At 55.4% G+C, this 18,014-nt stretch carries 8 protein-coding genes; all 8 read right to left on the bottom strand.

Annotated features, from left to right (window positions below; genetic code table 11):
- Window positions 1-32 precede the first annotated feature (32 nt).
- The 8 genes from D6024_RS22160 to D6024_RS22125 all read right to left on the bottom strand — a co-directional run bounded on the left by D6024_RS22160 (window position 33) and on the right by D6024_RS22125 (window position 17,893).
- Window positions 33-929 carry an ABC transporter permease gene (locus D6024_RS22160; protein ID WP_240410121.1) on the bottom strand — a complete coding sequence of 299 codons (897 nt, stop codon included), beginning with the start codon at window positions 927-929 and terminating at the stop codon, window positions 33-35.
- 25 nt (window positions 930-954) lie between these two features.
- Window positions 955-2,133 (bottom strand): glycosyltransferase family 4 protein, encoded by a 1,179-nt coding sequence (locus D6024_RS22155; RefSeq protein ID WP_121357012.1) that lies wholly within the window; start codon window positions 2,131-2,133, stop codon window positions 955-957.
- Entirely contained in the window at window positions 2,102-3,922 is a 1,821-nt protein-coding gene (gene asnB / locus D6024_RS22150) for an asparagine synthase (glutamine-hydrolyzing) (RefSeq protein WP_121357011.1), read from the bottom strand. Before asnB ends, D6024_RS22155 begins: the two co-directional genes overlap by 32 nt.
- 96 nt (window positions 3,923-4,018) lie before the next feature.
- Window positions 4,019-4,405 (bottom strand): GxxExxY protein, encoded by a 387-nt coding sequence (locus tag D6024_RS22145; protein ID WP_121357010.1) that lies wholly within the window; start codon window positions 4,403-4,405, stop codon window positions 4,019-4,021.
- Between the two features lie 243 nt (window positions 4,406-4,648).
- Window positions 4,649-5,149, bottom strand: coding sequence for a UpxY family transcription antiterminator (locus D6024_RS22140; RefSeq protein ID WP_121357009.1), 501 nt, complete (start codon window positions 5,147-5,149; stop codon window positions 4,649-4,651).
- A gap of 580 nt (window positions 5,150-5,729) precedes the next feature.
- Window positions 5,730-8,186 (bottom strand): GumC family protein, encoded by a 2,457-nt coding sequence (locus D6024_RS22135; protein WP_121357008.1) that lies wholly within the window; start codon window positions 8,184-8,186, stop codon window positions 5,730-5,732.
- A gap of 7 nt (window positions 8,187-8,193) precedes the next feature.
- Window positions 8,194-8,976 carry a polysaccharide biosynthesis/export family protein gene (locus D6024_RS22130; RefSeq protein WP_162944938.1) on the bottom strand — a complete coding sequence of 261 codons (783 nt, stop codon included), beginning with the start codon at window positions 8,974-8,976 and terminating at the stop codon, window positions 8,194-8,196.
- A 568-nt stretch (window positions 8,977-9,544) separates the two neighbouring features.
- A complete protein-coding gene (locus tag D6024_RS22125) occupies window positions 9,545-17,893 on the bottom strand; it encodes an Ig-like domain-containing protein (RefSeq protein ID WP_205573348.1) in 8,349 nt (2,782 codons plus the stop codon).
- Between the last annotated feature and the right edge of the window lie 121 nt (window positions 17,894-18,014).

The following is an 18,014-nucleotide window of genomic DNA, read 5'->3' as shown; positions in this document are numbered from 1 at the left end:
TAGCTGATCCGGTGACTACTGTTTTTCCTGTTTTATACAGTGTCCATGAATGTTCTTTCGACCCTACTGAAAAGGACTGCGCCAACCAAGAGAACCAGAAGTACAAACATCACACTATAGCCAAGTGAGGTAATTGAATAACTGTTTGTCCCGAACAATGCGTACCGAAATCCTTCTACAACAGAACTGAGTGGATTCCAAGAAACAAGCGCTAGTATGGATTTGCTCTTTAAAAACGACAAAGGATAAGCAACCGGCGTTGCATACATCAGCAACTGAATGCCAAAACCAACCAGAACGCCAAGATCCCTGTACTTAGTGGTGAGCGATGAGATGATAATGCCAAGCCCGAGCCCTGTTCCAGCCATTAGCAAGATAATGACAGGCAACAAGAGCCAATGGAAACCTATGGCGATTGGAGTGCCATTGACCAAATGTAAATAAAACATAACCGCCAACAATAGACTGAACTGAATGCCCAGCCTGACCATGTTTGACAATAATGCAGACAGAGGAAGTACAAGCCGGGGAAAATATACCTTACCAAAAATGCCAGCATTGCCCACAAATGTGTTCGAGGTATGTGTAAAACAAGCAGTAAAATAATTCCAGATGGTAATACCACTCATGTAAAAAAGTACCGGTTCGATACCGTCGGTGCGAATACCTGCAATTTTATGAAAGACCACCAAAAATGTAAGGGTAGTAAGAACCGGTTGAATAACATGCCACAATGGACCCAGTATGGTTTGCTTGTATTGGGCTGTGAGATCTCGCTTTACGAAGAGGATCAACAAGTCCCTGTAATGCCAAATCTCCCGCAGTTTGATGGCAAACAAGCCTGCCTTTGGTTCAATCACCAGATCCCAGTCTTCTTTTTCGACTGTTGCTGTTGTTTTGATCAGTTTTGGTTCAGACAGTATTTCCACGTTTACCTCCCTTTTGATGTTATTTTCATAATTCCTGCAACTCTTCGAGCTGGCTGCAGGGCTGATCTTTTCTTTCAGCTGCATTAATTTTTTCCGTGGCAAAGCCCATGAGTTGGGCCAACACATTTTTGTAAACGTCAAATCCAAAACGGGCCATCACTTCTCCCTGGCGGGAAGCAGGATTTGTCTTGCTTTGCAAAATTTTTTTCAACGCTGCCAGGATCTCGGTAGGCCAGTCCGGATCTACCAAATATCCCAATTCACCATCGGCCAGGGCATCCACCGAACCATCGATGTTGCCCGCAATCACCGGCAAGCCATAATAGAGGGCTTCGATAAAGACAATCCCGAAGCCTTCCTTGCGACTGGGCATGGCGTAGACATCGGCCAGGTTGAAGTGTTCTGCCAAGTCCTCGTCGGGCACAAAGCCGGCAAACACCACTTCGTTCTGCAGTCCCTGCTGCCGGATCAGCCGGTCGAGGCGGGCTTTTTCCATCGCGTCGTATTTACCCACGATCAGGTAACGGATCAGCGGCTCTTCACGCTTCAGGGTCTTAATAGCCATCATCACTTCATCATAGCCTTTGTATCGTTCATTATACGAAAGCCGGTTGACGGTCAGTACGATCCTAGCCCCTTGCTGCAGACCATACTTCTGGAGCAGCCGCGCTGATTTTTCACCTCTAACCGGTTCGGGCAGAAAGGGATCCAGGCAGTTGTTCACTACCACCAGTTTGTTCTCGTCCAGGCCATAGATTTCACGCATTTTGTCGCGGGTAAAGCGGCTCACCGGCAGCACCAGGTCGCAGGCCCGGAGCATGGCAAGCTTCCAGGCCGGCAGCGCCTGCCAGACCTCGATGCCGTGGGCTATGAGGGCCAGCTTTGTTTTCGGCGATACCATTTTGATGGCATAGCCAACGGAAAGCAGGTTGATGTGGCTGAGCACGACCCAGTCGGCGCCCCTGCCCGCCCGGATGCTCCCGACCGTAAAGCGGACCCGGTTGCCCCCGAAGCCCCGGAAGACCGTGCCCGGGAAATATTTTTCCATGACCTGCGAATCGTTGTCGTACACCGCGTGCAGGCTGAAACGGGAACCCTGGCCACAGAGCTCCCAGAGGGCCTTCCCTGCCAGGCGGGAGACCTTTTCGATTCCGCCGGTGGCGGAAAAGACCTTAAGCGCCAAGAAAAGTACGCGGGGCGGCATAGCGGTGGGTTCGTAACAGGAGAATGCTCATGAGGCCGGACCAATGAAGCCGGCCCCTTTCGAATTGCTGCATCAGGCGAACGGAAGCGGGGCTACCACTCAGGATCTTGGAACGGATCCATTCGTCTTCCTTCATCCAGTCGGCGAAGGGAAAGGAAAAGCCCATTTTGCGGCGGTCCCAGACTTCGCGGGGCAGCTCGCGGCGGAAGGCATCGACGAGGAGGCCTTTGGCTGCGGGCCCGGCGTATTTCACGGCGGAGGGCAGGCGGAGGGTGGTCTTCACCAGGTCTTTGTCGAGCATGGGCACCCGGATCTCCACACCGTGAGTCATGCTCATGACATCGGTATCGCGAAGGAGCTGGTTTTGCATGTAGAGGTTCATCTCCATCCAGCTTGCCCTGTTTTCGGGAGTCATGTGGTTGTTGCCGGGCAGTACGGGCTCGCTTTCGAGCAGGTCCCAGACCTCCTGTTCGTCGAGGTCGAGGTAGCGGGCAATGGTGAGGGGGCTGAAATGCCCCCGTAAAAAAAGGTAGAGTCCTGCCAGGCCGGGAAGGCTCAGGAAGGCCAGGCGCCGGAGCTTTTTTTCTTTGGCATAGCGGAAGGACCGCAGGAGCGGTACCGCTGCCTTTTGCAGGCGGGTCGCGGTGCGCATGCGGTGAAAGGAGGGGTAACCGCCAAAGAGCTCGTCGCCACCGAGGCCGGACAGGACGGCTTTGAGACCGCACTGTGCGGCATAGCGTGCAATGAACCAGGTGTTGATGCCGTCGGAGGAGGGCAGGTCCATGGCGGCAATGATGTCGGGGAGGAAAAAGTGGAATTCCTCTTTTTCCAACTGGTAGCGGTGGTGGCGGCCGGAGAGCCGGTCGACCATTTTTTGCTGGTAGGCCCTTTCGGAAAAGGCTTTTTCGCGGAAATCCATGGAAAGAGTCTCCACCCGTTCGCCGAGGTGCTCACCGGCTGCCAGGGCGATGACGGAGGAATCGACGCCGCCACTTAGGAAGACCCCGATGGGTGCGTCGGATACTAGGTGGCGGTTGACGGCGGTCCGCAGGTGGGCGGCGACCTGGCGGACGGCCTGGCCGCGGTCGAGCTCTTTTTCGAACATGCTCAGGGTGTCGAAGGCTTCCGTTCGCCCCTCGCCCGTGTGCAGGCTGTAGCGGAGGAAGGTGCCTTTTTGCAGGGGCCGCACCCCGTCGAGCGTGGTGACGGGTTCGGGGAGGTGGCCGTAGGCCATGAGGTAGACCGGCCAGTGCGGGTGTTCGGCCGGGGGATTGTCGAGGCAATAAAAGGCCCGGACCTCGGAGGCAAAAACCAGGGTGGCCTTGTGGCGCCAATAATAGAGGGGCTTGATGCCCAGGAGATCGCGGACGAGGTAGAGTTCTCCCGCTTCGCTGTCGAGCAGGGCAAAGGCGAACATGCCGTTGAAGCGGGCAAAGGCGGCCGTGCCCCAGGCGGCAAAGGCGGCGAGAATCACTTCGGTGTCGCTGGTGGAGCGAAAGCTGTGGCCCAGCGCTTTTAGCTCGGCCCGCAGGTCTTTGTAATTGTAGATCTCCCCGTTGTAGGCGATCGTATACCGGCCGTCGCCGTAGTGCATGGGCTGGTGGCCGGTCGGCTGCAGGTCGATAAGGGCCAGGCGGCGGTGGCCGAGCACCAGGTTGTACTGCTCGCAGGCATAGAGGCCTTCGTCGTCGGGGCCACCGTGGCGCAGGGCCTGGCACATGGCAGCCACCGTGGGACGCAGTTCTTCCGCTGGAAGGGAAAGGGATGCTATGCCGGCTATCCTACACATTTTTTTTGAACCACGAAGGTGCGGAGGCGCGAAGGGACACTAAGGTTGTTTTTTTGAACCACAAAGACAAAAGGGTGCGAAGGGACACGAATCCATTTAGAGGATCATGCGTTTGATTCCATTCTTTATCACCGGAACATGCAAGTTGATGAGGAAGCCCAGACGTTTTTTGCTCAATTTTAAATAACTCAAGCGTTGCGCTTCCCAAACAGGATGATGATTTTCCTGTGCTTTTAGTTCGATGATGATTTTATTGTCTACTAAAATATCTAAATGCAGTCCTTCATCGATTGTCAAATCGCCGTAAACAATCGCAACTTCCTGCTGACGGACAAAATCGATATCCCGTTGTTCGAGTTCGTAACAGAAACACTTTTCGTAAACACTTTCCAACAGACCAGGGCCGAGTTCTTTGTGGATACTGAATGCGATATCGACGATCTCCTTTGCGAAGTTTTCTGTATAAACAGGCAGCTCAGACATCGAATTTCAGGGGTTTTTGAACCACAAAGGCACAACGGCACGAAGGGTCACGAAGTTTTTTAAACCATGAAGGCAGAACGGAACCAAGGTTTTTCTTATTCCAGCACTATCTTTTATGCCGTGCAGTTAACTTTTTCCTGCCAGGCCAGCTCCTGCTTTCAGGTTGCGACCTTTCCGCTGTCAGATTGCTGTTTGTGTTGCTTTTTGCCTCGATGCCTCGATGCCTCGTTGCCTTTTCCTTACTCAAATCGGTTCGAGGTTCTTTTTTTCGAAGATGGCGGAGAGGCGGAGGCCCATGGAGTCGATCCGGACCCAGGCGCGGTTGCCGGCCACTTCCACGATGGTGCCTTCGTAGTTCATCAGGACACCGCCCTTGATCTTTACTTTAGCATCGACACCGAGACGGTACTCGTCGACCTGCACGTCGGAAAAATGGTTGAGGAAGCGCTTGATGGTGTCGATCTCCTCGTCGCGGATGATGCCGGGTTTGCCGTTCCAGTAGACAAAGTTCAGGATGCCCTGGACGGCCTTCACCTCCCATTTGACGGCTTCTTCGAGGCGTACAAACACATAGCCTTTGAAGAGGGGCTCGTGGACGGTTTTTTTGCGGTCGCTCCACTGGCGCTGCACCCGGTTGAGGGGGCAATAGGCTTCGATGCCGGCCTCTTCGAGTTTGCGGGCAATCTTTTTCTCCCAGCGCGGGAGGGTATAGACGGCGTACCAATTTTTTACCGGATCAGTCATGGCAAAGCTTCGCTGTCCCTCAGTCACATCGTTTTTGTAACGGAAGGTTATTTTTTTTGAACCACAGAGGCCCAGAGGGGCACAAGGGTTTTTTTAGTCATTCCCATTGGGCGGTGTGGCTGCTTCTACCTCACCCCGACCCTCTCCACGTGGAGAGGGAGATTGATTGTTCTCCTATCTATTGAACCCATGTTTGGGATCTAACCCACCCCTGCGTTCTTTTGATCCAGCCTTATCCTCTTTGCTCCCTCCCCGGAGGGGATGGTCGTTTCGTTTGACTCCACCTCCGGGTTGTTTTCATTTAATCATTCACTCCTTGTTTCCCCCAAAGGGGATGGCCGCTTTCGAGCGATCACTTTCTTCTTCCTTCGGGTCCTTCCTGTTTATCCCTTTTATGCAGCTCCTTTGCGTTGTCTGTATCTATCCTGTTTATCCTGTTTTTCCGGACCCACCCCTGGGTTCTTTTGATCCAGTCCTTTCCTCTTTGCTCCCCTCCGGGGAGGGGATGGTCGTTTTTAAGCCGGAGGGAATGGTTGTTTTATAGCCAGAAGCGATGGCTGTTTTTGCCCGGCCATCCCTTCTACCAAAGCTTCAAGGACCGGATGGTTTTGAACAGGCGCTTCCCAATTTTGCGTACAGAACCGTTCTTTTTCCTGTCTTCAAGATAGTAGCCGCTGGTACCATACCCGTAGCCATAGCTGTAGCCATAGCCGTAGCCATAGCCGTAACCATAGTTGTAACCTCCATCGCCGTAGCCGCTGCCGTAGTAGGCAAAGCCGCGCCGTTTCAGCCCGTTGAAAACGATGCTGAGGTTGTTGAATTTTTCCTGCCTACTCAGGTCATTTATCAGCTTCAAATATACTTTTGGTGTTACGTCGTGCCGGATCAGGTAGATTGTCACGTCGGCAAAGGCCTTCAGCAAAAAGGCGTCTGTAACGGGACCGATCGGCGCGGTATCGATGATGACGTAATCGAAGGATTCTTTGAGGCTTTTCATCAGTTGCGCAAAGCGCTCCCGCAGTAAAAGCTCCGAGGGGTTGGGCGGGATGTGCCCGGCCGGCACCAGGAAGAGGTTGGGGTATTCGGTGGGTCGAATGATATCGTCCAGTTCAGCCTTGTTGATGATGTAGTTGGAAATCCCGGGCGACCGCTCAATTTCCATGAGCTTGCTCAGCTTGGGCTTGCGCAGGTCGAGTTCCATCAGGGCCACCCGTTTGCCCGTGAGAGAAAAGGAGATGGCCAGGTTGACGGCCGTAAAGCTTTTGCCTTCCCCGGAAATACTGGAGGTGAGCAGGACAGAATTGCTGCCTTCGGCGATGCCCATAAAGGCGAGGTTGGTGCGGAGGGAGCGGAATTGCTCGGCAATGGCCGTGCGTTTGCCTTCTTTGATGACGACTTTGTCGACATTGTGTAATTGGAGGAGCTCGGCAATGACGGGCGCCCCTACCCTTGCCTCGATCTCCTGGCGAAAGAGCACCTTGCGGTTGAGTTGCTCGCGGAAGGCGATGAAGCCGGCGGCCAGGAGCACCCCAACGAGGAGTCCGGTGATGTAATAATTTTTTGGTATGGGGCTGATGGGGCCGCCGACGGAGGCTTTTTCGATGACCCGGAGATCGGCGATCGTTGAAGCCGAGTTAAGGGCGGTTTCTTCCCGCTTTTTCAGGAGGAAGGTGTAGATGTCGTTTTTGATGGCCTGCTGGCGGCTGATGTTGACCAGGCCGATTTCTTTTTGCGGCACAGTCTTCAGCAGGCTGTTGCTGGAGCCAATCCGGCTGGTGATGGTTGACCGGGCTGTAAAAAGGTTAGCACGGATGCTGGCGATATTTTCCCGGATGGTTTGCTTGAGGCGGCTGACCGCTTCTTCGGCATTGAGCACCAGGTCGCTTTTTTCGCCGCCAAGGCTGCGGGCCTTATCGAGGGCCAGTTCGGCATCGTAGAGGCGCTGTAACAGCCCTGCAAGTGTGCCATCGTTGACCAATAAAAGGGAGGGCATGGGCCCTTTTTTGGAACCGTCGAGATTGATGTAACTGGTGACAGAAGAAAGCACGTCCAACTGGAGGTCGATGTCGCCTTTCTGCCTGTCCAGTTCCCGCACATTGCCCATATAGGTCTCGGCCTGGGAGCCCAGGTCGTAGACATTGTTGGCTGTTTTATAGGCGCTGACCCCTCTCTCCACACTGTCTAACTGGCTAATGACCAGGTTCAAACGATCTTCAATAAAGGCCAGGGTTTTGGCTGCCATCTGGTTTTTGTCGGTAATGGCGTATTCGTTATAGACGGTAAAGAGCGTATTCAGGATGTCGCGGGCCTTGTCGGGCACCTGGGTCTGCATCTTGATGTCGATGACGGTGGACTGGGTGGAGATGGGCGCCGCACTGATGCCGCCTGCCAAGCCACCGGCCGCCCCTTCGACCGAATTGAAAAAGACGTAGAAATGCTTGCCGTTGATGGCAAACTTGTTGTAACCCGGTGTAGGCACTACCTGGTAGAGGGTGCTGCCGATCCTGATGGTGCCACCAAAGGGGTAGTCTTTTCCGCCCAGGATGATGGCGTTTTTGGCCCAATCGACGGTAAAATCTTTTCTTCCACCCCAGGAAACGGAGTCCTTGTTGAGCGCCACAAAGTGCACTGGCGTGTTGGCACCGTAGAGTTCTTCGGTGCGGACCCGGCCTTCGGTATAGACGGAGGCGTAAAGGTCGAGGCGCCGGACCACTTCCTGCATGACACTGGAGGAACGAAGGACGACGATCTCATTTTCGACAATCTTTTTTTCGCCGAAGATGTTGAGGGCATCGAGCACTTTGGAGTCGGAGCCGTTGCGGTTGGGGTCTTTGAGCAGGACACGGCCCGTAGCCATGTAGATCCGGGGCTGGGCCCGCAGGTACATGTAGGCAACGGTCATGGAGAGGCTGACCGTGATGAGAAAGAGGGGCCAGAACGGAAGATAACGGTGGATCAACTGGATCACCATGTTGGTTTCCGTGCGCTCCTTGAAGAGTTGAGGGTCCGTTGGTATCTTATGCTGGTATTCGTTCATTGGTCGCTTACCGGATGCGGCTCAGGATGAGGGAAAGAATGGAAATCCCGGAAATTGCATAGGCGATGGCCTGCTGCAGTTTTGGTGTCTCTTTTTTCTTCGGATCCGGTTCCACATACACTACGTCGCCGTTTTGCAAAAAGAAGTAGGGTGATGTAAAAACCGAATGGTCGGAGAGATCCAGGTGCCTGAATTCTTTTCCCGAATCGGTTTGCCTTATGATCAGGATGTTTTCTTTTTTTGCGTCTTTGGTGAGGTCACCGCTTTTGCCCAGGACATCGAGCAGGGAGACCTGGTCGGCGGGCAGGTCGACCGTGCCGGGGCTGCCCACTTCTCCCAGGACCGTCACGTGGCCGGCCGCCAGGCGGACCGTGACCACGGGGTCTTTGAGATAAGGGGCGAGATCTGATTCCAATTTTCCCTTCAGCTCTTTTTTCGTAAGGCCAGCCGCTTTTACATCGCCCAGTTTGTAGAGCTGGATGTTGCCGTTCTTATCGACAAGATAGCCACCGGTTACCGCTCCCGTTCCGCCTGACGCCCCGGCGCTTTGGGCCGAATTGAAGAGCGTTGCGAGCTCGGGTGAGGCGCTGGTGATGCCGATGGACAGCAGGTCGTCCGGCTTAATCTTCAGGTCAAACTCCTTTGCTACCGTATTTTGTAAGGTCGTGTCGCGTTTGATGGTTTGGAAATAGCCCGCGTTGGTTGGTGTTTTGCAGGATGCAAAGCACCACGGCAACAGCAGCCAAGCCCAAAAAGCAGGTCGTCTTAGTCGGGTTTTACACATAGGCATGATCGTCGGGTCAGAACGTTTCGTTGGTCCAAAACGTATTTTAAAAATAGTTTTCTTTGGGTCAGGAACCAGAAAAATTTCGCTGAACACGGGAATTCACGGCAAATATCGCCGGTTTTGTACGACAATCACCTAGCGGGGGTATTTATTTTTTGGTAGGCGTTTTTACTTATTTAAGATTTGAGGTTTGAGGTTGATGGGGGCAGAAAGCGGTGGGGATGTTGGAGGCTATTTCGCCCTTACAGGGCTGGAGGCCAGGTTTGTTTTTTGTCCACCGGCTGCACCGGTGGCTGGCTCTTGCGCCCCTTCGGGGCTGGCAGCTTTGAAAGACTGTTGTGGAGGGAGGCCAACCACACAGGAACCGGAACTGAAAGAGCAAAGCGTTCGGCTCCGGCCCCTTTGAAACAGGCAAGGTTTCGTGCGGTAGCCCGACTCCTTTCTTCACCGCTTCCCTTGCTGTGCTACGCAGGCAGCCTTCCCCGCTTGTTTCGGCAAAATGGGTACTGTCGAAAAAACGATTGCCACCCTGGCTGTGGAGGGTGGCAATCGTGCGTGGTGTTGCGGTGGCTTACCGCAGGACGTTTACGCTGACTTTTTCTTTCCGTCCATCAGGGCGTGCCAGTTCCATGGTATAGAAACCGGAGGCCAGCTGGGTGCCGAGCGGCAGCCAGATGATGGCTGAACCGCCCTGGTGCTTCATGTTTTGCTGCATGACCAGTTGACCGGCCGGCGAGTAAAGCCGGAAGGTGTAGGTTCCCTGCGGCCTGTAGCGGAATTCGACCTGCAGGGCCTCCCCGGCCCTGACCGGGTTGGGATAAACCAGGAGTTCTTCTTCCTGCATGGACACTCTCGCCACATTGGTATAGACCTCCTGGCCATTGGCCAGAACGACCCGAACACGGTAGTAGCTCAGCGGGTAGAATGGAGACGGATCGATTTGCCGGTACTCCTGCGGCCCCCCCTGCCCTTTTGCCTCTTTGGTGGCAATGGCCGTAAACTGCGTACCGTCTTTCGAACGCTGGAGTTCGTAGGTTTTCACCTCTTTTTCGTCGGCCACCTGCCAGTTGAGCTGCACCCCTTCACGGCCCTTCTGTTTGGCATCGAGGGTAACCGTTAGGGCCGGCAGGGCTGGCGGCGCTGATACCGCCCGGGTGAATACGATAAAGAAGCGCAGGGTATTTTTCGACGCCGCATCGGCATTGATGCGGTAGGTGTAACTGATGCGGCCGCCCTGGAGGCTGAACGGTGTTTCCTTTTGCAGGTAGCGATCGACGAGGACACCGGAGAGGCCGGTTGCCAGCGGGGCTGTGAAATTGTCGGCACTGACCTGCAACTGGTATTCTTTGGCCGTTGTGTTCCAGATGCGTAACTGGACGGTGTCGCCTGCCCGCGGCTTGCCGGAGGTGGTTACGATCATATCTCTTCCGGCTGACCGGATCGAAAGGTTCTCGCTGATGTTCACGGCCTTGGCGATGTTGAAGCCTTTATTGCCGTCGGCGGAGAATTCAGCTTGGGCTCCATCAAGGAGGAGCATTTTGCCACCGTCGTTGGTATAAACACGAAGGCGGATTTTTGCGGGATCACCAGCCGGGAGACGGAAGACGGCGACTTTGGAAGCCAGCGAATCCTTGTGGGTTTGTTTGATGGAAATGGGGGCCGGAAGTGGTACGGCGTCTTTCGGCACAACGAAGAAGCCTTCGCCCGTGCTGATGATCGGGTCGGCCGGGGAAACCGTCGTGCCGCCATCGGGTACCGACTCATAGACAGCGCTATTGGGTGCTGTTGGCTTCACCAGAATATAGCCGCCCGAGGTTCCCAGCGCTGCCTGCCAAACCCAGAAGAAGGGTTCGATGGTGGCGGCGTTGTCGTCGTAGATCCGTTTGAAGTTCAACGGCGACGCATAGGGATTGCCTACCAGGGTATGGCTCTGGTTGGCCTGGACTGTTATCGTATGGGCCAGTGCTTCTTTCAGCGGGCCCTTTGGATGGAGGGTGGTTTGCCCCACCCCGGCCGTAACGGACCTGTCGCCGCGGACAAAGAGCAGGTAGGCTTCGTAGCTGTTGAATCCTGCCGATATGGTTGAAGCGAAAGGAACCCAAAGCGCCAGGTGCCAGTCGGGGTTGCCCTGGTACCGGCGAATGGAGGACACCGCATTGGCAATGGAAGCCCAAAAGTCGAAGCCGTTGGCGTTGGCTGTGGCTGCCGAACCCTGGGCATTGCCAGTAATGAGGGTGCTGTAGCCGGTGGACGGTATGGTTCCCGTTCCATTCCAGGTGGTTCCTTCCTGCCAGGCCTGGTTTATGTTGACGCCGGATACCGGTGCCGTTACGAGGCGCCAGCGGCGACCCAATGCGCCATCAATGAAGCGCTCCACGATCACCTTGTTGTTGACCAGGTTATTTTGTTCCACCCCTGTTCCGTTGGTTCTGTCCATGACCATGGCACTTACGGTTGAACTGACGGATTTCAGGGTTAGCTGATCACCGGTGTTCAGGGTTTTGTTGCTTCCGCCAAAGGAAAGCTTGCCGTATACATCGACCGGGATCGAGAAGGTTACCTGGTTGCTGATCTTCAGGTGCTGGGTTCTTGTGACCGGCGTTGGATTGGTGGTACTGAACAGTTTTTGTGCGTAGGTGATGTTGTTGGGATAAAGGTTGCCGACGCTGTCGTTGGACATGAATTCGAGCGATCCCGTGCTGTTGATTCCATTGCGATATGCATCGATGACACCGTTGTTGGTTACATCGCCGGCCATTTGAAGTATGCCATCCAGCGTAACGGTTGGCCCACCGGCATCGATGGTCAGCTTACGGGTTTGACCCACCAGGCCTGCGGCGATATAGGGATAGGGTTTGTTGGACACGATCGGCACAATGGCATCCCTGTACAGGTTGGGCATTTTGCAGGTCCAGTTCAGGTCCTGGTGCCATTCGTTGGTACCCAAGCCGGAGTTCCAGATGGTGACGTTGCTTTCGTAGGTGCTCACCGGCATCGTACCCGAGGTTACTGAAGCGCAAGGTGTTTGCGCGGATACCACCACATAGTAGTTGCCAGCGTCGGAGGCGGTCACAAAGGGAATCGTATAGGACGATGACGTGGCCCCGCTGATCGGCTGCCCGTCTTTGTACCATTGGTAGCCGGTGACGTCGGATGGGTTGGTTGCAAAAACGGAGAGCTTCAAGGTGCTGCCGTTGCAGACCGGTGGAATGGGTGCAAGCGGGGCCAGGACAGGCGGCCGGACAACGGTCACCGGTATGGGATTGCTGGGTTGTGAACCACAAGCGCCTGTTACCACCACATAATAGTAGGTGGTGCCCACGGTGGCCGGCGGCGTGTAGGAAGTTGCGGTTGCGCCGCTGATGGCTGTACCACCTGTGTTGCTGTTGTTGCTTCCGTTGTTGTACCACTGGTAAGTGAGGCCTTTTCCGGTGGCCGTGACGCTGATGGCTGTCATCGCGTTGGAGCAATAGGTGCCACCACCCGATGTAGAACCCACTGCCGTTGGGGCATTCACGTCGATCGTGATGCTTGGTACACTAACCGTATTGCTGCAGGTTGATGCCGAAGCATCCTGTACACTCACCAATGTATAGGTGTAGGTACCTATTGTGGTGGTGGGCTGTGTGACAGCGGCAGTGCTGCTTGAAGACGGAGATGTCACCGTTTTTGTCACCGTGGTTGTTCCGTCGTTGACCGTATAGGTAAAGGTATACGGCGCGGTGCCGTTGGTCCCTCTAAAGGTGACCGATGGCGCCGGGTCGCCCTGGCAAACGGCCGTGTTGCCACTGATGGAGGCCATGGGCAGCGGGTTCACGACTACTGTTGTTGAAATACTGCAACCATTGTTGTTGGTATACGTAATGACGGCACTGCCAGCGGCAAGCCCTGTGACGACCCCTGTGGTGCTGACGGTTGCCACTGACGGTGCGGACGAGGTCCAGGGATTGGTCGCAGCCGGGGTTCCTGAGCCCGTCAATGCCGTTGTTGAACCGATACACAGATTTAACGCACCGGAAATCGTGGGCAGGGCATTGATGGTAATGACGGCCGATTGCCCGGTAATATTCCTGGAGCAGGTCGTTGATGAAGCATCTTTCACACTCACCAGCGCATAGGTATAGGTTCCGACGGTGCTTGTGGGTTGCGTGACGGTTGCGGTGTTGCCCGTGGAGGTGAGCGGAGCCTGTGCCACGCCGTTGATCGTATAGGTAAAGGTGTAGGGTGCAGTGCCGCCGGCGCCTGTAAAGGTCACCGCCGGAGCGGTACCGCCCTGGCATGCGGCTGCATTGCCACTGATGGTGGCGGTGGGCAGCGGGTTCACGGTAAAGGTAAATGTCGTTGTGTTCCCATTGCAGGTTTTTCCGTTCGCGGTAATCACCGGCGTAACCGTAATGGTTGCGGTTACAGGTGCCGTACCCGTATTTACTGCCGTAAACGAGCCAATGTTGCCTGTGCCGCTGGCTGCCAATCCTATGGACGTATTGTTATTGGTCCATGTAAAGGACGTGGTGTTTGTCCCGGTAAAATTGATCGCTGCTGTTGGCGCGTTGTGGCAGACCGTCTGGCTCGACACCGCATTAACAGTTGGCTGGGGATTGACCGTGACCGTTACCTGCTGTGTGCCACCGGTGCAGCCATTTACCGTAGTGGTTACGGTATAGGTTGTTGTCGTCGTGGGGCTTGCCGTCACTGTTTGCCCCAGTCCACTGCTTGGGGTCAATGTTGCCGTTGGCGTCCATGCGTAAGAGATCGTGGGGGCCGGCGCCGTAAATCCAAGTCCGTCTATAGCCCAGTTACTCTTGGTTGGACCATCTACACCCTGAAAATTGAAGCGGATGCGCAGATTCGTCAGTCCCAAATAACTCGATAGGTCAAGGCTGGTTGAAACCCAGCTGTTTGTTGGGTTGCCCAGGTTTGGATTTTGCGCCCCGTTGTACTGCACTAAGGTATTGCTATAGGTGGCACCGCCATCCGTGGAGATTTCGATTTTCCCTACCGTACCTGCATTGAAGTTATAGGCCTGGTAGAACTGTAAGATTGCAGAAGACATTGCCAGGGTGCTGAAAACCGGCGTTTCCAGATAGGTGGAAACAACGCCGGATGCCACGGCAAACTTGCCATCCGTTTGGAGGTTGTTATAGGTTACGCCGTTCAGGTCTTTCGGGCCATTTGATTCGCTCCATGGATTGGTCACCGAGTTATTCGCCTGTGCCGGGAAGTTGATTTGCGTTCCATTCTCCGTTACCTGCCACCCGGCCGGATTGGCCTGGTTAAATGAACCATCTATCCCGGTTCCGAGCAAGGGCAATCCACTTGTTGCCGACAGGGTTGCGGTTTGTCCCTGGCAGATCACTGCCGGCGAAGACGTTGCCGTTGGTATGGTTGGCGGAATCACGCTGATCACCGCATTGGTGGAATAGGTTCCTCCGCAGATACCGTTCTGCACAAAGGCCCGGTAGATTGTTGTTTGTGTTGTTGTATAGGGTTGCGAGGTTGTTGTATTTGAAATCTGCGTCCATGCTGTGCCGCCGTTCGTCGAGGATTCCCATCGTACGACGGTACCGGTAAAACCACTCAGGGTTAAGGTTCCACCCGGTGCATTCGCACAAACCGTTGTAATTGCCGGTGTGATGGATCCGCCGACAGAAGCCGGCGTGACATTGATGGTACCGGTAGCATTTACGGAACTACAACCGCCGGTAAGCGGAATGGTGTAGTTAAACGTGCCCGATGCGGTGGGTGTGCCCGAGATGGTGATGGTGTTGGAGGCCCATGACGCCGTGACGCCAGCCGGCAATCCAGTGGCTGCACCAATGCCCGTAGCCCCCGTGGTGGTATGGGTGATGGGAGTCAATGCGGTGTTGATACAGAGTGTCGGCGTGGACGATGCCGCCGTCACCGTGTTATTGGGCGTAACGTTGATGGTGCCGGTTTTGGTGATCACACCGCAACCGCCCGTGAGGGTGATGGTATAGGTGAAATTGCCCGACACGGTAGGCGTACCGGAAATGGTAAAGACGTTGGCTGCCCAGTTGCCCGTTACACCTGCCGGAAGACCGGTGACTGTTGCACCCGGTGCGCCATTCGTGGCGTAGGTAATGTTAGTGATCGGCGTATTGATACACTTTGTCTGCGCATCGGTGCCCGGAGCAGATGAAAGGCTGATAGTGTTGTTTGGCGTGACAACGATTTTGCCGGTCAGTGAAGGATTGACGCAGGGCGAGCCGGTTACTGTGACCGTATAGTTAAAGGGACCTGAAACCGTGGGCGTGCCGGAGATGGTGAACACGCCTGCATTGTAGGTGCCCGTCACGCCAGATGGCAAACCCGTTACAGAAGCACCGGTGGCGGAGCCGCCAATGCTGTAGGTGATGTCTGTTATTGGCGTGTTGATGCAAAGTGTCTGGTTGGTTGTTGCAGCCGCAGAGGTCAACGTGATCGATCCGTCGGCCGTCACGGTGATGGTACCGCTCAAAGAAGGGTTGACGCAGGGTGAGCCGGTGGCGGTGACTGTATAGCTGAAGGTGCCAGAGACTGTCGGCGTTCCCGAAATGGTGAAGACACCGGCGTTGAAGCTGCCGGTGACACCGGTGGGCAGAGTACCTCCCAGGGTTGCACCCGTAGCTGTTCCACCAATGCTGTAGGTAATGTTGGTGATGGCCGTGTTGATGCAGACGGTTTGGGAGGTTGTGGCCGCTGCCGAGGTCCGGGTCAGCGTGCCATCGGCGGTTACCGTTATCGTTCCGGTGGCACTGACCGTACCGCAACCGCCGGTGAGCGGAATGGTGTAGTTAAACGTGCCCGAGGCTGTCGGTGTGCCTGAAATGGTGATGGTGTTGGAGGCAAAGGAAGCCGTGACGCCTGCGGGTAATCCAGTGGCTGCACCAATGCCCGTCGCCCCCGTGGTGGTATGGGTGATGGGTGTCAATGGCGTGTTGATGCAAAGCGTTGGCGTGGCCGATGCCGCCGTCACCGTGTTGGCCGGTGTGACGTTGATCGTACCGGTTTTGGTGATAGTGCCGCAACCGCCCGTGAGGGTGATGGTATAGGTGAAGTTGCCCGATACGGTGGGTGTGCCGGCGATGGTGATGCTATTGGCAGCCCAGGTACCATTGACACCTGCCGGCAGCCCGGCGAAGGTGGCCCCTGTGGCGCCTGTGGTCGTATACGTAATGCCGGTAATGGCCGTGTTGATGCATTTTGTCTGGGCATCGGTGCCGGCAGCAGAGCTCAAAGTAATTGTATTGTCAGGCGTGACGATAATGGTTCCTGCCAGTTGCGGGTTGACGCAAGGTGAACCAGTGGCTTTTACCGTGTAGGGGAACGTACCTGACTGCGTTGGTGTACCGGAAATGGTGAACACACCCGCACTATAATTGCCCGTGACGCCATTGGGCAAACCCGTTGCCGTGGCACCCGTGGCTGTTCCGCCAATGTTGTAGGTGATGTTGGTGAGCGCGGTATTTATACAAACTGTCTGGCTGGTTGTAGAAGCTGCGGACGTCAGGGTGATTGACCCGTCGGCTGTGACGGTGATGGTGCCCGTTAGTTGCGGGTTGACGCAGAGCGAGCCGGTGGTGGTCACTGTGTAGGGGAATGAACCTGAGACAGTGGGCGTTCCCGAAATGGTGAAGACACCTCCACTGTAGTTACCTGTTACACCCGTGGGAAGGCCGGCGGCTGTTGCGCCGGTGGCCGTGCCGCCGATGCTGTAGGTGATGTTGGTGATCGGCGTGTTGATACATTTTGTCTGGTCGGTCGTTGAAGCGGCAGACGTCAAAGCAATGGTACCGTTGCCTGTAACCGTAATGGTGCCGCCCAGGGACGGGTTGGCACAATCGGAGCCGGTTGTTGTTACCGTATAATTGAAGATGCCGGAAACCGTTGGCGTGCCTGTAATGGTGAAGACACCGGCGTTGAACGTGCTAGTAAGTCCTGCCGGAAGCCCTGTTACGGTTGCCCCGGTGGCCGTACCACCAATTGTATACCCGATGTCGGCAATCGCTATGTTGACGCAAACCGTTTGGCTTGCCGTACCGGTTGTAAGGGTGATGGTACCGTCCTGCGTGGTGGTGATTGTTTTTGTGGATGACCGTGTCATTGTGTTACAACCCGGCGCAAAGCCCGTTGCGACGGCTGTAATGGTTGTGGTACCGTAGAAGGAAGCCGGATAGGTGACCGATCCGGTATTCTTGTCGATCGTCACGCCTGCCGCAATGCTGGCGTTGTCGAGGAAGTACTCAATCTTGGTGCTGTACTTAGCGGTTGCCTGGTAGTTGACGGTGGCTCCAAACTGGCAGCGCAGGTCGGGAAGGCCGGCATTAAAAATCGGGTCTTCCAATTCTGCATTGACGCTGATGGTGGCGGAGCCGGTGATGGCAGCGGAGCAGGCCGGTGTGCCGTCCTGGTAGGCCACGCTGATCAGGGTATAGGTGTAGTCTCCCGGTGTGGTGGTTGGCTGGTTTACCGATGCCGAGCCGCCGGCCGGAACGTCGATAGTCAGGTTGCCGCCGTTGTTGATCTTGTAGGTTACCGTGACAGGGAGGGCCCGTGGGTTATTGAAGGTGACGCTGGGCTCTGTTGTGCCTTCGCAGACAGCCGTTGTGCCGCTGATGGTGGCTGTTGGTGTTGGCCGGACGGTGATAGTAACGGGTTGCGAAGGTGTACTACCACACACACCGCTTTGGACCACGGCCCGGAAATAGGTGGTGGTGGCCAGGTTGCCAATGGTGGCACTGGACAGTGTTACGGAGGTACTGGCAATGGTGGTGACGCCGGAAGAAAAATCAGAGAAGGTTGATTTTTCCCACCGGATCACGTTGCCGGTGTTGCCGCTCAACGTGAGGCTAGCCGGCGCCGTGTTATTACAGATTGTCTGGTCCTGTGAGACTGTTCCGCCTACCGAGGTAGCGCTCACGGCCAACGTTACATTGACCGCAAAATTTTTCTGGCAATTCGGCGTGGCGCTGGTTACCGTGATGCCGGTGATCTGCAGGGTTTGCCCGTTGTTGGCAAAGGTCAGCGCCGGAGTGGTGAAG

Origin of the sequence: Flavisolibacter nicotianae, from assembly GCF_003628535.1 — a bacterium.
Lineage (GTDB): Bacteria > Bacteroidota > Bacteroidia > Chitinophagales > Chitinophagaceae > Flavisolibacter > Flavisolibacter nicotianae.
Note: the sequence above shows the minus strand (reverse complement) of the source record. Positions and strands in the feature narration are given on the sequence as shown.